The sequence below is a fragment of the Burkholderia sp. Bp9099 genome (genome assembly GCF_003857805.1).
Classification (GTDB): Bacteria; Pseudomonadota; Gammaproteobacteria; order Burkholderiales; family Burkholderiaceae; genus Burkholderia.
This window is the reverse complement of record NZ_QTPU01000039.1, coordinates 23,040-39,648: the sequence shown is the minus strand read 5'-3', so window position 1 is coordinate 39,648 and position 16,609 is coordinate 23,040. Positions and strand designations below refer to the sequence as shown.

Annotated in this window: 9 protein-coding genes and 1 pseudogene; 6 read left to right on the top strand and 4 right to left on the bottom strand. The window is 69.1% G+C overall.

Going from position 1 to position 16,609, the window contains the following annotated elements:
• Positions 1 to 35 precede the first annotated feature (35 nt).
• Positions 36 to 674 (bottom strand): FMN-binding negative transcriptional regulator, encoded by a 639-nt coding sequence (locus tag DIE17_RS32415; protein WP_124529959.1) that lies wholly within the window; start codon positions 672 to 674, stop codon positions 36 to 38.
• A 126-nt stretch (positions 675 to 800) separates the two neighbouring features.
• On the opposite strand from DIE17_RS32415, the gene DIE17_RS32410 reads away from it, so the two are divergent.
• The 3 genes from DIE17_RS32410 (at position 801) to DIE17_RS32400 (ending at position 5,195) form a co-directional block, all read left to right on the top strand.
• Positions 801 to 2,354 (top strand): PLP-dependent aminotransferase family protein, encoded by a 1,554-nt coding sequence (locus DIE17_RS32410; protein ID WP_124921657.1) that lies wholly within the window; start codon positions 801 to 803, stop codon positions 2,352 to 2,354.
• Positions 2,355 to 2,451: 97 nt separating this feature from the next.
• The gene (locus DIE17_RS32405) at positions 2,452 to 4,650 is read left to right on the top strand and encodes a penicillin-binding protein 1A (RefSeq protein ID WP_124921656.1); all 2,199 of its coding nucleotides are present in this window, start codon (positions 2,452 to 2,454) and stop codon (positions 4,648 to 4,650) included.
• Between the two features lie 98 nt (positions 4,651 to 4,748).
• Positions 4,749 to 5,195 carry a nuclear transport factor 2 family protein gene (locus tag DIE17_RS32400; protein ID WP_124667888.1) on the top strand — a complete coding sequence of 149 codons (447 nt, stop codon included), beginning with the start codon at positions 4,749 to 4,751 and terminating at the stop codon, positions 5,193 to 5,195.
• A 120-nt stretch (positions 5,196 to 5,315) separates the two neighbouring features.
• On the opposite strand, the gene DIE17_RS32395 is transcribed toward DIE17_RS32400, so the two are convergent.
• Together DIE17_RS32395 and DIE17_RS32390 are read right to left on the bottom strand one after the other, a co-directional pair.
• Positions 5,316 to 6,605 carry a hypothetical protein gene (locus DIE17_RS32395; protein ID WP_185735413.1) on the bottom strand — a complete coding sequence of 430 codons (1,290 nt, stop codon included), beginning with the start codon at positions 6,603 to 6,605 and terminating at the stop codon, positions 5,316 to 5,318.
• A 334-nt stretch (positions 6,606 to 6,939) separates the two neighbouring features.
• Positions 6,940 to 8,357: pseudogene (locus DIE17_RS32390) on the bottom strand (MFS transporter).
• Between the two features lie 422 nt (positions 8,358 to 8,779).
• Between DIE17_RS32390 and DIE17_RS32385 the strand changes: the two are divergent.
• Positions 8,780 to 11,239 (top strand): DUF3772 domain-containing protein, encoded by a 2,460-nt coding sequence (locus DIE17_RS32385; protein WP_124921655.1) that lies wholly within the window; start codon positions 8,780 to 8,782, stop codon positions 11,237 to 11,239.
• Between the two features lie 142 nt (positions 11,240 to 11,381).
• Here DIE17_RS32385 and DIE17_RS32380 read toward each other — a convergent pair whose 3' ends face one another.
• The gene (locus tag DIE17_RS32380; protein ID WP_044848776.1) at positions 11,382 to 12,893 is read right to left on the bottom strand and encodes an aldehyde dehydrogenase family protein; all 1,512 of its coding nucleotides are present in this window, start codon (positions 12,891 to 12,893) and stop codon (positions 11,382 to 11,384) included.
• A 642-nt stretch (positions 12,894 to 13,535) separates the two neighbouring features.
• Here DIE17_RS32380 and DIE17_RS32375 point away from each other — a divergent pair.
• Both DIE17_RS32375 and DIE17_RS32370 read left to right on the top strand, forming a co-directional pair.
• Positions 13,536 to 15,116: an amino acid permease gene (locus tag DIE17_RS32375; protein ID WP_124488685.1), complete on the top strand. Its 1,581-nt coding sequence runs from the start codon at positions 13,536 to 13,538 to the stop codon at positions 15,114 to 15,116.
• Positions 15,117 to 15,251: 135 nt separating this feature from the next.
• Positions 15,252 to 16,520 (top strand): NAD(P)/FAD-dependent oxidoreductase, encoded by a 1,269-nt coding sequence (locus tag DIE17_RS32370; protein WP_124488686.1) that lies wholly within the window; start codon positions 15,252 to 15,254, stop codon positions 16,518 to 16,520.
• The last annotated feature ends 89 nt before the right edge of the window (positions 16,521 to 16,609 follow it).

Here is a 16,609-nt window from a genome sequence, read left to right as displayed (position 1 = left end):
GGTGCCACATGCACCCCCGTGCGATTCACCGTGACTCACCTGCGCTTCGCGTCGGCTTCCGCCAGCATCGCCTCCCCGATCGCGAGATTCCCGTCCGCGATCAGCGCGTCGCCCGCGCCGCGAATGTCGTCGACCGCCTTGTTCTGCCCGAGCTTGCGCTTGCCGACGAGCCGCGTGATCTCGATCTGCAGCCCGACGATCGACTGCAGCATCGTGTCGAGATAGTCCTTCGGCGCGTCGGCCATCTTCCACGGCGCCGGCTGCGACGCCTCGTGCGTGCGCGTCAGCCGCGCGACCACGCCGCGCACGAACTTCTCGTCGTCGCGCACGGTGATGCGGCCGTGCGCATGCACGACCACGTAGTTCCACGTCGGCACCTGCCGATGCGCGACGTGCTTGCTCGGGTACCAGTTCGGCGAGATGTACGCGTCGCCGGCGCGGAAGATCACGAGCACCTCGTCGCCATCCGCGACGTCCTGCCAGACCGGATTCGCGCGCGCGACGTGCGCATGCAGTTCGCCGAGGCCGCCATCGCCCGGCAGCAGTTCGAACGGAAGGTGGTTCGCGTCGAGCCCGCTGTTCCCGCGCGTGACCAGGGTGCCGAACGGATGCTGGACCATCAGTTCGCGCAGCACGTCGGGACGGGATTCGGCGAAATCGGCGGGGACATACATGGCGGCTCCACGGTCGGACAGGGTTGGGAGGGAACGGGTCGGAACCGGCCCGTCATGCCCCGATTGTGATCGCTAACTGGTTTATGCTGTAGAGCCGGTTTGGAACATTTTCAGCAGACCAGAATCATGGCCAGGACCGCCCGGATCGTCGAAATCCCGTCGCTCGGCGCGCTCGACCGCGCGGCCGGCGACCTGAGCCGCCAGCTCGCGCAGGCGTTGCGGGACGCAGTGCGCCGCGGCGACGTGCGGCCCGGCGACACGCTGCCGTCCACGCGGCTGCTCGCGGCATCGCTGCAGGTCGCGCGCGGCACCGTCGTCGACGCGTATGCGCAACTCGTCGCCGAAGGCTTCCTGGAGTCGCGCGGCGGCGCCGGCACGCGGGTCGCGAACGCGCTGGCCGAGCCGTCGCCGCCGGCTGGCGCACGGCCCGGCGCCCGCGAGCGTGCCACCCACGCCGGCCTGCCCGAACCGGCCGCGACGTTTGCGCGGATCGCCCGCGAATTCCGCCCGCTGCCGGCCGTGCCGTTCGCGATCTCGGTGCCGGTCGGGCTCACCGCGCCCGACGACATCTGGCGCCGGCTCGGCAACCGCCTGCGCGCCCGCGGCGCCGGCGCGCCGTCCGGTTATGCGGATCCGCAAGGCGCGCTGCCGCTGCGCGAAGCGATCGCCGATTACGTGCGCCGCTCGCGCTCGGTGCGCTGCAGCGCCGAGCAGGTCGTCATCACGAGCGGCACGCAACAGGGGCTGCACCTCGCGAGCCAGATCCTGCTCGGCCCGAACGATCGCGCGTGGGTCGAGAATCCCGCCTATCGCGGCATCACCGCGCTGCTCGAGAGCACCGGGCGGCGCGACGCGATGGTCCGCGTGCCGGTCGACGCGGACGGCATCGAGGTCGAGGCCGGCATCCGTCTCGCGCCGGACGCGCGCGCGGCGTTCGTCACGCCGTCGCACCAGTATCCGCTCGGGATGCCGATGAGCATGGCACGCCGCAACGCGCTACTCGGCTGGGCGCGCGCGCATCGCGCATGGGTGGTCGAGGACGACTACGACAGCGAGCTGCGCTACGAAGGCTATCCGTTCCCGTCGCTGCAAGGCCTGGATCCGGAACACGTGATCTATCTCGGCACGTTCAGCAAGATCCTGTTCCCGTCGCTGCGGCTCGGCTACGTGGTCGCGCCCGCCGAGCTCGTGCCCGCGTTCTGCGGCGCGCGCGTGCTGATGGATCGCCACGCGCCGACCGCCGATCAGCACGTGCTCGCCGCCTTCATCGCGGAAGGCCATCTCGACCGCCACATCCGCCGCGTGCGCGGCGTCTACGCGGAACAGCGCGCGCTGCTGATCGACACGCTCGGCGCGCGGCTGCCGCGCGAGCGCGCCTGGGTGCAGCCGGGCGATCAGGGGATGCACGTCGTGCTGTGGCTCGCGGAGGGGATCGACGATCTCGACGTGGTGGCGCGCGCCGCGCAGGCGGGCGTGGCGGTGCGCGCGGTGTCGCCGATGTTCGCGCCGGGCACCGCGCGTCCAGGCCTCGTGCTCGGCTTCGGCGGGTTCGATCGCGCACGGATGGAAGCGGCCGCGCAGCGGCTCGCGGACGTGGTCGGCGAAGCGGCCGGCGTCGATTCGTCGGAGGAATCGCGGCGACGCATGCGACCAAAAGTTGTCCGCGGGCAACAAACGTAATCGTCTGTAACGCCTGCAGGAAAACCGGCGTTTTGGCCACAGGTGACGCTGCGCGGTTTGCTAGGATCGCGCCTTTTCCGCTCGCGCTCCTGCCGCCGTGAATCGCTTCGTGCCGTATCTTCGAGATCTGTGGCTTCGCTGCCGTACCGGCGCCCGCGCGCTCGGCGTCGGGGCGTGGCACCGCCTGCGCCATCCGACGCGCCGCGGCGTCGCGCTGACGCTCGCCGCGATCCCCGTGCTCGGCCTGCTGGTCCTGCTCGCGTTCGTGCCGTTCACGCCGAGCATCGGCGACATCCGTAAGGCGCGCATCGACCGTCCCGCGCGCGTGCTGTCGGCCGACGGCCAGCTGATCGCCGAGTTCCGGCCCGTGAACCGCGAATGGGTGCCGCTCAAGCAGATCTCGCCGCACATGGTCGACGCACTGATCGCGACCGAGGACCATCGTTTCTACGCGCATCACGGCATCGACTGGCGCCGCACGCTCGCGGCGGGGCTGCATACATTCTCGGGCAGCCGCCAGGGCGGCTCGACGATCACGCAGCAGCTCGCCCGCAACCTGTATCCGGACGAAGTCGGCCGCGCGCCGACGCTCACGCGCAAGGTGAAGGAGCTGATCACCGCGTTCAAGATCGAGGCGGTGTACAGCAAGGACGAGATTCTCGAGACTTACCTGAACACCGTGCCGTTCCTGTACAACGCGTACGGCGTCGAAATGGCTGCGCGCACCTATTTCGGCAAATCGGCGGACCAGCTCGACATCGTCGAAAGCGCGACGCTCGTCGGGATGCTGAAGGGCAACAGCTACTACAACCCGGTGCTGAATCCGGAGCGCGCGGTCCAGCGCCGCAACATCGTGCTCGCGCGGATGGCCGCGATGGGCATGCTGTCGCCGCGGCAGCTCGCGCAACTGCAGCGCCGCCCGCTGCGCGTCGACTTCGAGCCGCAAACCGCGCAACCCGGCCCCGCCCCGCACTTCGCGGTGCAGCTGCGCAAGTGGCTGATCGCCTGGGCCGACCGCAACAACTACGACCTCTACTCGGACGGCCTCGTCGTGCGCACGACGCTCGATGCGCAATTGCAGGAGATGGCGACGCGAGCGCTGACGCAGCAAACCGATCGCCTGCAGGCGATCGCCGATGACGCGTGGCACAACCCGTCCGGCTGCGGGCTGCGCAACGACCTGTTCCGCGGCTTCATCCGGCAGACGCCCGACTATCGCGACGCGCGCGCCGCCGGGCTCGCCGACGCGGCGGCGCTGAAGCAGCTCGGCGCGAATCGCGCGTTCGTGCGCGCGTTATGCGAGCGCAAGACGCAGGTACAGGCCGGCTTCGTCGCGCTCGATCCGCGCAACGGCGCGATTCGCGCGTGGGTCGGCAGCCCCGATTTCGGCAGCGAGCCGTTCGATCACGTCGTGCAGGCGCGGCGCCAGCCGGGCTCGACATTCAAGCCGTTCGTCTATGGCGCCGCGTTCGCGGACGGCATGCGGCCGGACGATACGTTCGTCGATCGCCCGGTGGCGATCCCGATCGGCGCGCACGCGGTGTGGCGCCCGACCGATGCCGAACCGCCGACGGACGCGCCGATGACGCTGCGCGACGCGCTCGCCCTGTCGCGCAATCGCATCACCGCGCAGGTGATGCAGCGCGAAGGCGCGGCCAGGGTCGCACAGCTCGCCCGTGCGATGGGCGTGCGCGAAAGCCCGCTCGACGCGGTGCCGTCGCTCGCGCTCGGTACGAGCCCCGTCACGCTGAAGGAAATGGTGTCCGCGTACGGGACGATCGCGAACCGCGGCGTGTACGTCGCGCCGCAGATGATCACGCGCATCGAGGATCGCGACGGCAAGGTGCTCGCCGCGTTCGGCAGCGCGCCGCCCGAACGCGCGATGCCGGTGGCCGCGGCACAGACGCTGGTCGACGTGATGCGCGGCGTCGTCGATTACGGGACCGGTGCCGACATCCGCTCGCGCTACGGGATTCGCATCGACGTCGCGGGCAAGACCGGCACGACGCAGGACAACACGGACGGCTGGTTCATCCTGATGCATCCGCAACTGGTGGCCGGCGCGTGGGTCGGCTTCGACGACGGCAACGTGACGCTGCGCAGCGACTACTGGGGCGCGGGCGCGCACAGCGCGCTGCCGATCGTCGGCTCGTTCTACGATGCGGCGCTGCGTGCGCGTGCGATCGACCCGCATGTGCAGTTCTCGCCCGACTTCCGGCCGCGCAGCGCGCCGGCGCCGGCACCGAGGCGGCGTCCGCATCCGGGCCTGTTCGACTGGCTGAAGATTTTCCGCTGAGCGCGGCACGACTAAGACGCTTCGTCCACCCGGACGAAGCGATCCCGGCCCGCACCGCGCATCATCGACGCAACCCGTCCATCGATGCCGGAGGCCGCATGACCCACAGCGCTGTCCAAATCGCGAACCTGCTGTACCGCTACGCGGAGCTGCTCGACGCCGGTGACCTGCCGGGGATGGCGACGCTGTTCCGGCATGCGCGGATCAAGGTCGAGGAAGCGGCGCCGACGATCGGCGCCGATGAATTGCTCGCGCTGTTCGACGCGCGCGTGAAGCGCTACGCGTGCGGCACGCCGCGCACGAAGCATGTAATCACGAATCCGCTCATCGAGATCGACGAAGCCGCACATCGCGCGACGGCTCGCTCGTACTACACGGTGCTGCAGGCCGTCGACGGCCTCGCGCTGCAGCCGATCGCAGCGGGCCGCTATCACGACGCGTTCGAGCGCGTCGACGGCGCATGGCGTTTCGCGTTCCGCGACTACACGCTGTTCGATTTCGCGGGCGACCTGCGTCGCCACCTGAACGACGCGCCGGCGGGTTGACGCGCCGGCCGGCGAACGCGGCCGGCAACGCGCTCAGGCCGCCGCGAGCATCGCGGCCGGTGCGTCGAACTCCGGCGCCCACGCCGCGCGGCCTTCGTCGCGCCGGCGGACCGGCTGTCGTCAGTCCGCCGTGTCGCCGCTCTTCGGCAGCTTCGACCATGCGCTGCGTCCCGGCGCCGGCGACCATGCCGGACGCGTCTTGCGCGCGCTGTCGATCACGACCAGGTAGCGCCCGGCGATCGGCGTGACGTCGCGATCGCGGCGCAGCACCCACAACGACTTGCCGTCCTCGATGCGCGCCTCGTAGTCGTCGTCGAGGATGCCGTGCTGGTCGATGAACGCGTTCAGCGAAGCAGGAATCCGCACGCAGCCTTTCGAGTGCCGGATGCCGAGCAGCGGCTCGAGGCGATCGGGATCGGTCGCGTGCATCTGGAAGCGCATCGGCGACTTGCCGCCCTTGCCCCAGCCGCGCTCGCCGTCCACCCAGCCGAAGTCGTAGATGCGCATGTCGCGCTTGCCGTAGCCGCGAATACCGTTGTCGTTCGTCGTGCCTTCCGCGCGGAAATCCATGTTGTCGGGCGAGTGGTGGAACACGCCGAGCGGCGTCAGGAAGTGATCGTATTTGCCGGGCCAGCCGGTGCCGACCGGCGACGCGCCGATCATCAGCCACGCATTGGTCGGCGTCGCGCGGAAGTAGATGAACAGCGCCTGCACGTTCGGGGCGCGGTCGACGATCGCGACGTATTCGCCGGCCAGGTCGCCGAGGTCCGCATCGGCGAGCGCCTGCTGAAGGCGGACGCCATACGCGCGCTGCTCGCTCGCGGGCACGTTCAGGCGTCGCGTGACTTCCTGCGTGAAGCGCTTGCGCATGTCGATCGCACGCGCGGTTGCGCTCTTCGCTTCGTCGGCCGACAGCGGCGGGTGCCGGCGCGGCGGCGTCGGTGCGGGTGCTTCGGCTTCGCTTGCCGGCGTGCCGGATGCTGCCGATGCAGGCGATGCCTCCGATGCTGCCGATGCGGCGGATGCCCCGCTGGCGGGCGACGCATGATGCGCGGCGGATGCCGCGGATGACGGAGCGACTCCGGAAGACACATGCGCCGGCGAAGCCGGATGCGCGGCCGAAGCCGTGGATGACGACGCGACGCCCGACGACACATGCGCCGGCGAAGCCGAATGCGCGGCCGAAGCCGTTGATGAGGATGACGTAGCAGTTGCCGACGGCACGTCGGACGCGGCAAAGGCGGGCCGCGCGACAAGCACGGAGATCGGGAGAACGGCCGCGAGCCACACATGGGTGGCGACCGCGAGAGTACGGCAACGCGGCTTGTACAACCGCCGCGTCAGGTCGGAGAGCATCATGCGATCGAAACCATCGGCCGAACCGGCCGCCGCACGTTGCGAACGGCGCATCTCCCGCGCGAGCCATCGACACGCCGGCCGCACGCATGTGCCCGGCGCCGACGCCTCTTCGCGGTGGAGTCGTTCGCAGTACAACGCGTTCGGTCCAATGGCGGCTAATGAGTCGTCAGGTCTTTCATTCTACCCGCGCGGACACGAATCGGCAGGGCCGCTTCCCCGGTTTCGCCGCGGTTTTGCGCTTCGTCACACTTTGTTTCAACTCATTGCCGCTTGATGCGCCGCTGCACGGCAGGTTGCTTCGCCGGGCGTGTCCGGCAAGACAAAACCGAAACGCCCGGAAATTCACTCGCATGCGGCATACGACACGCGAGCGCGCAACCCCCGTCTACTTCGAAATGGTTTCGAGCGCGATGCCCTTGGTGCGCGGCCCCATGAACCCGATCGCGGCCATCACGATCACCATCGCGCCGGCGATGAACGCGAACACGCCGAACGTGCCGAAACCCTTCAGCACGGCCGCGATCACGAACGACGAGAAGATCGCCGAGAAGCGGCTCCACGAGTAGACGAAGCCCACCGCGCGCGCGCGGATCGACGTCGGGAACAGCTCGGCCTGATACGCGTGGAAGCTGTACGACATGATGTTGCTCGCGAGCGTGAGGCCGATGCCGAGCACGATCAGGAACGCGCCCACCGTCGTCTGGCTGAACAGCAGCCCGCAGACGACGATCGCCGCCGCCATCGCGACGATCACCGACTTGCGCTCGAAGCGGTCGGCGATCACGAGGCCGATCAGTGGGCCGAGCGGCGCCGCGAGCGCGATCACGCTCGAATACATGAGACTCGACGTGATCGTGATGCCCTGCTTGATCAGCAGCGTCGGCACCCAGTTCGCGAAGCCGTAGAAGCCGACCGTCTGGAACACGTTGAAGATCGTCATCATGATCGTGCGGCTGCGATACGGCGGCACCCACATGTCGCGGAAGCTGCCGCGCGGCGGCACCGGCTCGGCCGGTGCGGGCGGCGGAAGCGGCCGGCCGTATTCGGCTTCGACCTTCGCCTCGAGCGCGCGCATGATGCGGTCGGCTTCGTCGACGCGGCCCTGCTGCGCGAGCCAGCGCGGGCTCTCCGGCAGCGCGCGGCGAATCCACCACACGAACAGCGCGCCGTGCGCGCCGATCAGCACGACCCAGCGCCAGCCGTCGAGGCCGAACGGTGCGTGCGGCACGAGCAGGTACGCGAGGAACGCGACCACCGGCACCGCGACGAAGCCGACCGCCTGCTCGCACGCGAACGCGCGGCCGCGGATCTGCTTCGGCACGAGTTCGGAGATGTACGTGCCGATCGTCACCATCTCGACGCCGAGCCCTAGGCCGACGACGAAACGCCAGAAGTTCAGCCCGCCTGCCGTGTCCTGGAACGCCATCACGACGTTGGCGCCGTGTACCACAGCAGCGACCACGTGAAGATCGCGCGGCGGCCGAAGCGGTCCGCGAGGAAGCCGCATGCGATCGTGCCGATGAAGAGGCCGGAGAACAGCGCGGCGATGAAGCTCGCAACGCCCGTGGTGCCGAACAGGCCGTGCGTCGTCGCGGACAGGATCCCGCTTTTCACGAGGCCCGGCGCAACGTAGCCGCTGTACAGCAGATCGTAGAGTTCGAAGAAGAAGCCGAGGCTCAGCAGCACGACGAGCTTCCAGACGCTGCGGGTCGGCGGCAGGCGGTCGAGGCGGGCTGAAATCGAGCCGGCGTCGATGGAAGAGGACGAGGTGGCTGCCTGGGGAAAGCTGTCCGTTGAGACCATCTGGGTCGTGTCTCCTGATCGTGTCGTGTGTTGTTGTCCGGCGGCCGATCGGCCCGGCCGCCGTCGGGCGATTCGTCGCATTGTACCGGCACGCCGCGCGCGCCGCGTCGCGTGGCGAACCGGTTCCGACACCCCACTTTCGCGCCGGACCATGTGTAACTTGCGTAACCGTCTGTCGAATCCGTAAGGTTCGAAGGCATCGCGATCGTCTGCCACTCGCGCGCATCCGAAACCGGCACGGCCCCGTCTGCAAGAGGCTGCCGGGCCGTCGCGCGCCCGCGCCGGCACCGCGAGACACGACAGGCAACGTGCGCAATCGGCAGCGCCGCCGCCGCCACGCCCCGGTAACATGCTACCGGGCCAACTCCCGGCTTCCGGGCGCCTTTCGGCACCCGACATTGTCGGCAAAACGTAAGCATTCCATGTTCATACAACGACTCTCCACGTACGCACGCCGGATCGCGCTGTTCGCACTGCTGCAGTTCGCGGCGATCGCGACCGCGTCGGCGTTTCCGACGGCTGCGTCCGCACCGGGCGCGAGCGGCGTCGGCGTCCCCGTGCCGACCATTTCGCTGAACGACGCGGTTGCGCGGCTCAAGCAGATGCAGGTGCAACAGGACCGCATCAAGCAGCAGACATCGAACGCGACCAACAGCAAGGAGCTCGACGAGCTCGGCGACGCGACCCAGGAACTGAGCGCCGACGTCGACAAGCTGCAGGGCCAGCTCGCGCCACAGCGCACGCAAGTCCAGGCGCAGCTCGACGTCCTCGGCCCGCCGCCGGCGCCGGGCGCATCGCCCGAAACGCCTGCCGTCGAACAGCAGCGGGAGACGCTGAACGCGCGCAAGGCGCAGATCGACGCGGCGCTGAAACAGGCCGCCGACCAGAAGACCAACCTCGCGAACCTGAACGACCAGTTCGCGAAGCTGCACCGCAGCCTGCTGAAGAACCAGCTCGCGTTCCGTTCGGGCAGCATCTTCGGCGCGCAGTTCTGGCTGCCGCTGTTCCACCTGTCGCCGGACGACGTCCAGCGGCTCGAGGACTTCAACGACGAACTGCGCGACATGCTGCGCTCGTCCTGGACACCCGGCCAGCGCGCCATCACCACGCTGCTGCTGATCGCCGCGCTCGCTGCCTGGCTCGGCGGCCGCCGCGTCGTCGAACGCGGGCTCGCATGGTTCTGCCTGAACCGCCTGCCGCCCACCCGGCTGCGCCGCAGCGCGCTGGCGCTGGCGACGGCGTTCTCGACGCTGCTCGCGACCGCGGTCGCCGTACAGATCCTCTATCTCGCGCTCGCCCGCCACTCCGAACTCACGTCTTCGATGACCGATCTGTGGGACCAGTTCGCGAAGCTCGCCGTGACCTGCGCGCTGATCGCCGGCCTCGGCCGCGCGCTGCTCTGCACGAAGCATCCGTCATGGCGGCTGCCGGCGCTCGCCGATCCCGTCGCGCTCGCGATGAAGCCGTTCCCCGGCGTGCTGGCCGCGCTGCTGCTGATGTCCGGCACGCTCGAGTCGATCAACCGGATCGTCGATACCAGCCTGTCCGTCACGCTGTTCGGCCGCGGCATCGTCTCGCTCGTCGTCGCGCTGACCGTCGGCGCGTCGATCCTGCGCGCGAATCGCGTCCGCACCGCGCTGGCAGCATCCGGCGAGGCGCCCGAGCAACGCTCGACGCTCGCCGGGCTGATTCACGCCGGCGTCACGCTGGCGATCGTCGTGTCGCTGGTCGCGCTGCTGATCGGCTACATCACGGTCGCGCGCTTCATCACGTACGAGCTCGTCTGGTTCGAGATCGTGGTGTGCAGCGTCTACATCCTGACGCAGCTGACGCGCGACGCGAGCGAAAGCCTGTTCTCCGCGAACCTGTCGACCGGCAAGCAGATCAAGCACCTGTTCGCGCTCGACGACCGGCATCTCGACCAGGCCCACACCGTCGTGTCCGGCCTCGGCACGAGCCTGCTGATGCTGATCGCGGCGATCGCGCTGCTGACGGGCGGCTTCGGCACGACGCCGAGCGACCTGCTCGACAGCGCGGTCGCGATGATCGGCGGCCAGCGGCTGCAGAGCCTGAACATCATGCCCGACCGGATCCTCAACGCGGTGATCGGGTTCGCGATCGGCTTCTACCTGCTGCGCTCGGTGCGCCGCTGGCTCGACGGCGAGTTCATGCCGGCGCTCGGCATGGACGCGGGGATGCGCGTGTCGCTGATCACGCTGTTCACCAACGTCGGCTACGTGCTGCTCGTGCTGATGACGCTGGGGCTGCTCGGCGTCAGGTGGAGCAACCTCGCGTGGATCGTCAGCGCGCTGTCGGTCGGTATCGGTTTCGGCCTGCAGGAGATCGTGAAGAACTTCGTGTCGGGGCTGATCCTGCTGACCGAGCGGCCGGTGAAGGTGGGCGACATGGTCAGCATCGCGGGCGTCGAAGGCGACATCCGCCGCATCAACGTGCGCGCGACCGAGATCCAGCTCAGCGACCGCTCGACCGTCATCGTGCCGAACTCGCAGCTGATCTCGCAGAACGTGCGCAACGTGACGATGGGCAACAGCACGCAGGGCGTCGCGACGCTGATACTCACGTTCCCGCTGAACACCGACCCCGAGCAGGTGCGCGACCTGCTGCTCGACGCGTATCGCGAGCACCCGGCGATTCTCGACAAGCCGGCGCCGTCGGTCACGTTCAGCCAGCTCGCGCCGGACGGGATCACGCTGAGCGTCACGGGCTACGTGGCGAGCCCGCGGATCGCAAGCTCGACGAAGAGCGACCTGCTGTTCGAGATCCTCAAGCAGTTGCGGGCGGCGCAGATCACGCTGTCGACGCCGCAGATGCTGGTCGTGCAGAACATGCCGGCAAGCGACGCTTCCGCCCCGCACGAGTAAGCGATCGAGCGGGCATGCGCCGATCGGGCATCGCCGCGCACGCATCGCCGCAAGCGACAAGGGCCGGTTACCGCTTTCGCGGCAACCGGCCCTTGTCATTCGATCGATTCGACCGTCGCGGCGCCCTCCCGGACGCGCTCCGTCAGACGTCGAACTTCACACCCTGCGCCAGCGGCAACTGACGGCTGTAGTTGATCGTGTTCGTCGCCCGGCGCATATACGCCTTCCACGCATCCGAACCCGACTCGCGGCCGCCGCCCGTTTCCTTCTCGCCGCCGAACGCACCACCGATCTCCGCGCCGCTCGTGCCGATGTTCACGTTGACGATCCCGCAGTCGCTGCCCGCTGCCGACATGAACTGCTCGGCCTCGCGCATGTCGTTCGTGAAGATCGCCGACGACAGGCCTTGCGGCACCGCGTTGTGCAGTTCGATCGCATCGTCGAAGTTGTCGTAGACCATCACGTACAGGATCGGCGCGAACGTCTCGCGCTCGACCACGGCCGATTGCTTCGGCATCCGTACGATGGCCGGGCGCACGTAGTACGCATCCGCGTGACCGACGTCGACGCGCTCGCCGCCCTTCACCTCGCCGCCCTGCTCGCGTGCGTCGCCCAGCGCCTTCTGCATCGCATCGAACGACGCGCGATCGACCAGCGGGCCGACCAGCGTGCCTTCTTCAAGCGGGTTGCCGACCTTCACCGACGCGTAGGCCTTCTCGATGCGCGGCAGCAATTGCTCGACCAGGCTGCGATGCACGATCAGGCGGCGCAGCGTCGTGCAGCGCTGGCCGGCCGTGCCGACCGCCGCGAACGTCACTGCACGCACGACGAGATCCAGGTCCGCGCTCGGCGCGACGATCATCCCGTTGTTGCCGCCGAGTTCGAGGATGCCGCGCGCGAGACGCTGGCTCAGCACCTTCGCGACTTCCTGGCCCATCCGCACGCTGCCCGTCGCGCTGACGACCGGCACCTTCTTCGACGCCGTCAGCACCTCGCCGACATCGCGCATGCCGAGCACCAGCTGGCTCAGCTCCGCCGGCGCGACACCCGGATGCGTCTTGTCGAATTCGCGGATCGCCTTCTGGAGCAGCACGTGGCACGCGATTGCCGTGAGTGGCGTCTTCTCGGACGGCTTCCACACGACCGAATCGCCGCACACGAACGCCAGCGCGGCATTCCACGCCCACACCGCGACCGGGAAGTTGAACGCCGAGATCACGCCGCACACGCCGATCGGGTGCCACGTTTCCATCATCCGGTGGCCCGGGCGCTCGGACGCGATCGTCAGGCCGTAAAGCTGGCGCGACAGGCCGACCGCGAAATCGCAGATGTCGATCATTTCCTGCACTTCGCCAAGGCCCTCCGACGTGATCTTGCCGGCCTCGAGCGTGACGAGGCGGCCGAGCTCGGCCTTGTGCTCGCGCAGCACGTTGCCGAACACGCGCACGAGTTCGCCGCGCACCGGCGCCGGCACCGTGCGCCACTTGAGGAATGCGTCGTGCGCGGCGTCGATCTTGCGCTCGGCGTCGGCGGGCGAGTCGACCGCCAGCGTCGCGAGCGTCGCGCCGTCGAGCGGCGAACGCGCGGTCAGCGCATTGCCTTTCCACTGGGCGAGATCGATGTCGAGCGCAGCAAGAATGTCGTTGAATTGCATCACTTCCTCTTCAGGGACAGATTGATCGGTGCGGCGGCGACGCCGCCCGCGTGATTCGATTGGAGCGCGTTCGCGCGCCCTGTGCAAGCGGATGCGCAGCTCGGCAGGCCCGGTGCGCCGCACGGCGCATCGCGCGGCGCCGCCGCCGGAAACCCGGCCGGGCGGCGCGCCCCCGCCTCGCGAGGCACGATCCATGAGACACATTGTCGATGGCCACAAGTCCGGCCGCTATTGATATTAACTCACGACTTCATTCCCAAAACGCAACAACCCAGCGGGACGAATCCGCCCGTTTCGGCACCGGCATGGGACGTATCCAAGGCCGATGGCCGGGCCGCCGGGGCGGTTTCGATGCGCGGCAAGTTGATGACAAAGTTGCATCACCCTGTGCGGAAATATCGTTTGCCGCGCTTGCGGCCGGCACCCACAATCGGGGCGGCGTCGAGGTGCACCGCACCCGGCGCGCCGACGGCCGCCCAACGGGCGGCCGACGACAGACGAAGGCAACACGCGTCGCGGCCCGGCGGTCCCGGTCGATCCGGACCAGCCCCGCGAAGCAGTGCCGCCGCCCGGCCGGCGGCCGGCAACGCGCCGCCCTTCGTAACCAAAAAACAATCCCGGAGACAGCGCCCAGCACCCGCCATGCATTCAGATGCCCGCCCCGACTCGCCCCGTCCGTCCGGCTCGCCGCCCGCGCAGCCGTCCCTCCACCGCAGCCTGCAGGCGCGCCATCTGCGGATGATCGCGATCGGCGGCTCGATCGGCACCGGTCTGTTCGTCGCGTCCGGCGCGTCGATCTCGCAGGCCGGCCCCGGCGGCGCGCTCGTCGCGTACATGCTGATCGGCCTGATGGTCTATTTCCTGATGACGAGCCTCGGCGAAATGGCCGCGTTCATGCCGGTGTCGGGCTCGTTCGCGACCTACGGCGCGAAATTCGTCGACGAAGGCTTCGGCTTCGCACTCGGCTGGAACTACTGGTACAGCTGGGCCGTGACGCTCGCGGTGGAACTCGTCGCCGCGCAGCTCGTGATGCACTACTGGTTCCCGCACGTGCCGGGCGTCTGGTGGAGCGCGATCTTCCTCACCTTGATCTTCGCGCTCAACGCGCTGTCGGTGCGCGGCTTCGGTGAAGCCGAATACTGGTTCGCGCTGATCAAGGTGCTGACGGTGCTCGCGTTCGTCGGCGTCGGCCTGCTGATGATCTTCGGGATCATGCAGGGCGGCCCGAGCGCGGGCTGGGGCAATTTCACGATCGGCGACGCGCCGTTCGCGGGCGGCTGGGCCACGATGCTCGGCGTCGCGATGATCGCGGGCTTCTCGTTCCAGGGCACCGAAATGATCGGCGTCGCGGCCGGCGAATCGGAGAACCCGCGCACGACGATCCCGCGCGCGGTCAGCCAGATCTTCTGGCGCATCCTGCTGTTCTACGTGTTCGCGATCTTCGTGATCGGCGTGCTGATTCCGTACACCGACCCGAGCCTGCTGAAGAGCGACGTGACCGACGTCGGCGTGAGCCCGTTTACGCTCGTGTTCCGCCACGCGGGCCTCGCGTTCGCGGCCGGCGTGATGAACGCGGTGATCCTGACGGCCGTGCTGTCGGCCGGCAACTCGGGCATGTACGCGTCGACGCGGATGCTCTACAACCTCGCGGTCGAGGGCCGCGCGCCGAAGCTGTTCGCGAAGCTGTCGCCGGGCGGCGTGCCGCGCAACGCGCTGTACGCGACGACCGCCGTCGGCGCGCTGTGCTTCCTCACGTCGCTGTATGGCGATAAGACCGTCTACCTGTGGCTGCTGAACACGTCGGGCATGGCCGGCTTCATCACCTGGCTCGGCATCGCGGTCAGCCACTACCGGTTCCGCAAGGGCTTCCTGAAGCAGGGCTACCGGCTCGACCAGCTGCCGTACCGGTCGAAGTGGTTCCCGTTCGGGCCGCTGTTCGCGTTCGCGCTGTGCGCGATCGTCGCGCTCGGCCAGGACTACCAGGCGTTCCTCGCCGACAGGATCGACTGGGCCGGCATCGCCGCGACCTACATCGGCCTGCCGTTCTTCCTCGCGATCTGGCTCGGCTACGCGCTGGTGCGCAAATGCCGCCTCGTCCGCTACGAGGACATGGAGATCGCGCCGTGGATCGAGCGCAACGCGGCGCCCGACGCCACGGTCAAGACCGACGCCGGCTATCCGGCCTACATCGCCGCTCCGGTCAACCCGACGCCGGGCGCATGATGCCCGGCCGCGCGCCAGCCGCCGCCCGACCGCGGCGGCCGGTGCGCTGAATACCCCATTCGACGCGGCGCGCGCGTTCAGGCAAGATCGACGCGCGCCGTCCGTTTTTCCGTCGTCACGAGTCATCGAAAACGCATGCAGAACTTCTACGAAGCCACCGTTACCCGCCAGCCCTACCCGCAACTGACCGGCACGATCGACACGCAGGTCTGTATCGTCGGCGGCGGCCTCGCCGGCCTGTGCACGGCGCTCGGCCTCGTCGAGCGCGGCGTGCGGGATGTCGTCGTGCTCGACGGCGAACGGGTCGGCTTCGGCGCGTCCGGCCGCAACGGCGGCTTCGTGTTCGGCGGCTACAGCCTCGACAACGCGGACCTGCTGCGCACACTCGGCCGCGACGAAGGCCGCCGCCTGTACCGGCTCACCGTCGACGCGGTCGACCTGATCCGCGCGCGGATTGCCCGCTACGGCATCGACTGCGACATCGTCGACGAGGGCGTGATGCTCGCCAACTGGTTCGACGATCCGTCGCGGCTCGACGGCGTGCGCACGCTGATGAAGCAGGAATTCGACGTCGACTGGGAACCGGTCGCGACCGACGCGCTGCGCGCGCGGCTGAAGACCCAGCGCTATTACGGCGGCCTGTTCGAGCCGAACGCGTTCCACTTCCATCCGCTCAAGTACGTGCTCGGCGTCGCGGCGGCCGCCTCGCGCGGCGGCGCACGCGTGTACGAACGCTCGGCCGCGCTCGGCATCGCGCGCGAGGGCGCCGGCTACGTCGTGCGCACGGCGCAGGGCACGGTGCGCGCGAAGGACGTCGTGTTCGCCGGCGGCGGCTACGCGCGCGGCGTGTCGCCGCGCATCGAGCGCGCGGTGCTGCCGATCGCGACCTACGTGATCGCGACCGAGCCGCTCGGCACGCGGCTGCCGGACGCGATCGACGCGCCGTACGCGATCTACGACACGCGTTTCGCGTTCGACTACTACCGGCCGCTGAAGGACACGCGGATTCTGTGGGGCGGCCGGATCTCGGTGCTCGACCGCGGCCCCGACGCGATCGCGCGGCTGCTGCGACGCGACCTGCTGCGCGTGTATCCGCAGCTCGACGGCGTGAAGGTCGAGTACGCATGGGGCGGGCTGATGAGCTACGCGCGGCACAAGATGCCGCAGATCGGCCGCGACGCGGACGGCGTGTGGCACGCGATCGCATTCGGCGGTCACGGGATGGCGCCCACCACCGTCGCCGGCGAAGCGCTCGCCGCCGCACTGGCCGGGGAGCAGCCGGTGCCGGAAGGCTTCGCCGCGTTCGGGCTCACGCGCACGTTCGGGCTCGCCGGCCTCGCGGCCGCGCAGCTCACGTACACCGCGTACCAGGCCCGCGACGCGCTCGCGTCGTGCCGGCGCTGAGCGGCGACGGCCGCCGAAACCGCGCGGCCGATTAGAGCAGAAGGTCGGCCGGGCGGCGATTTCCCGCATGCTAGAATGATTTCTTCATG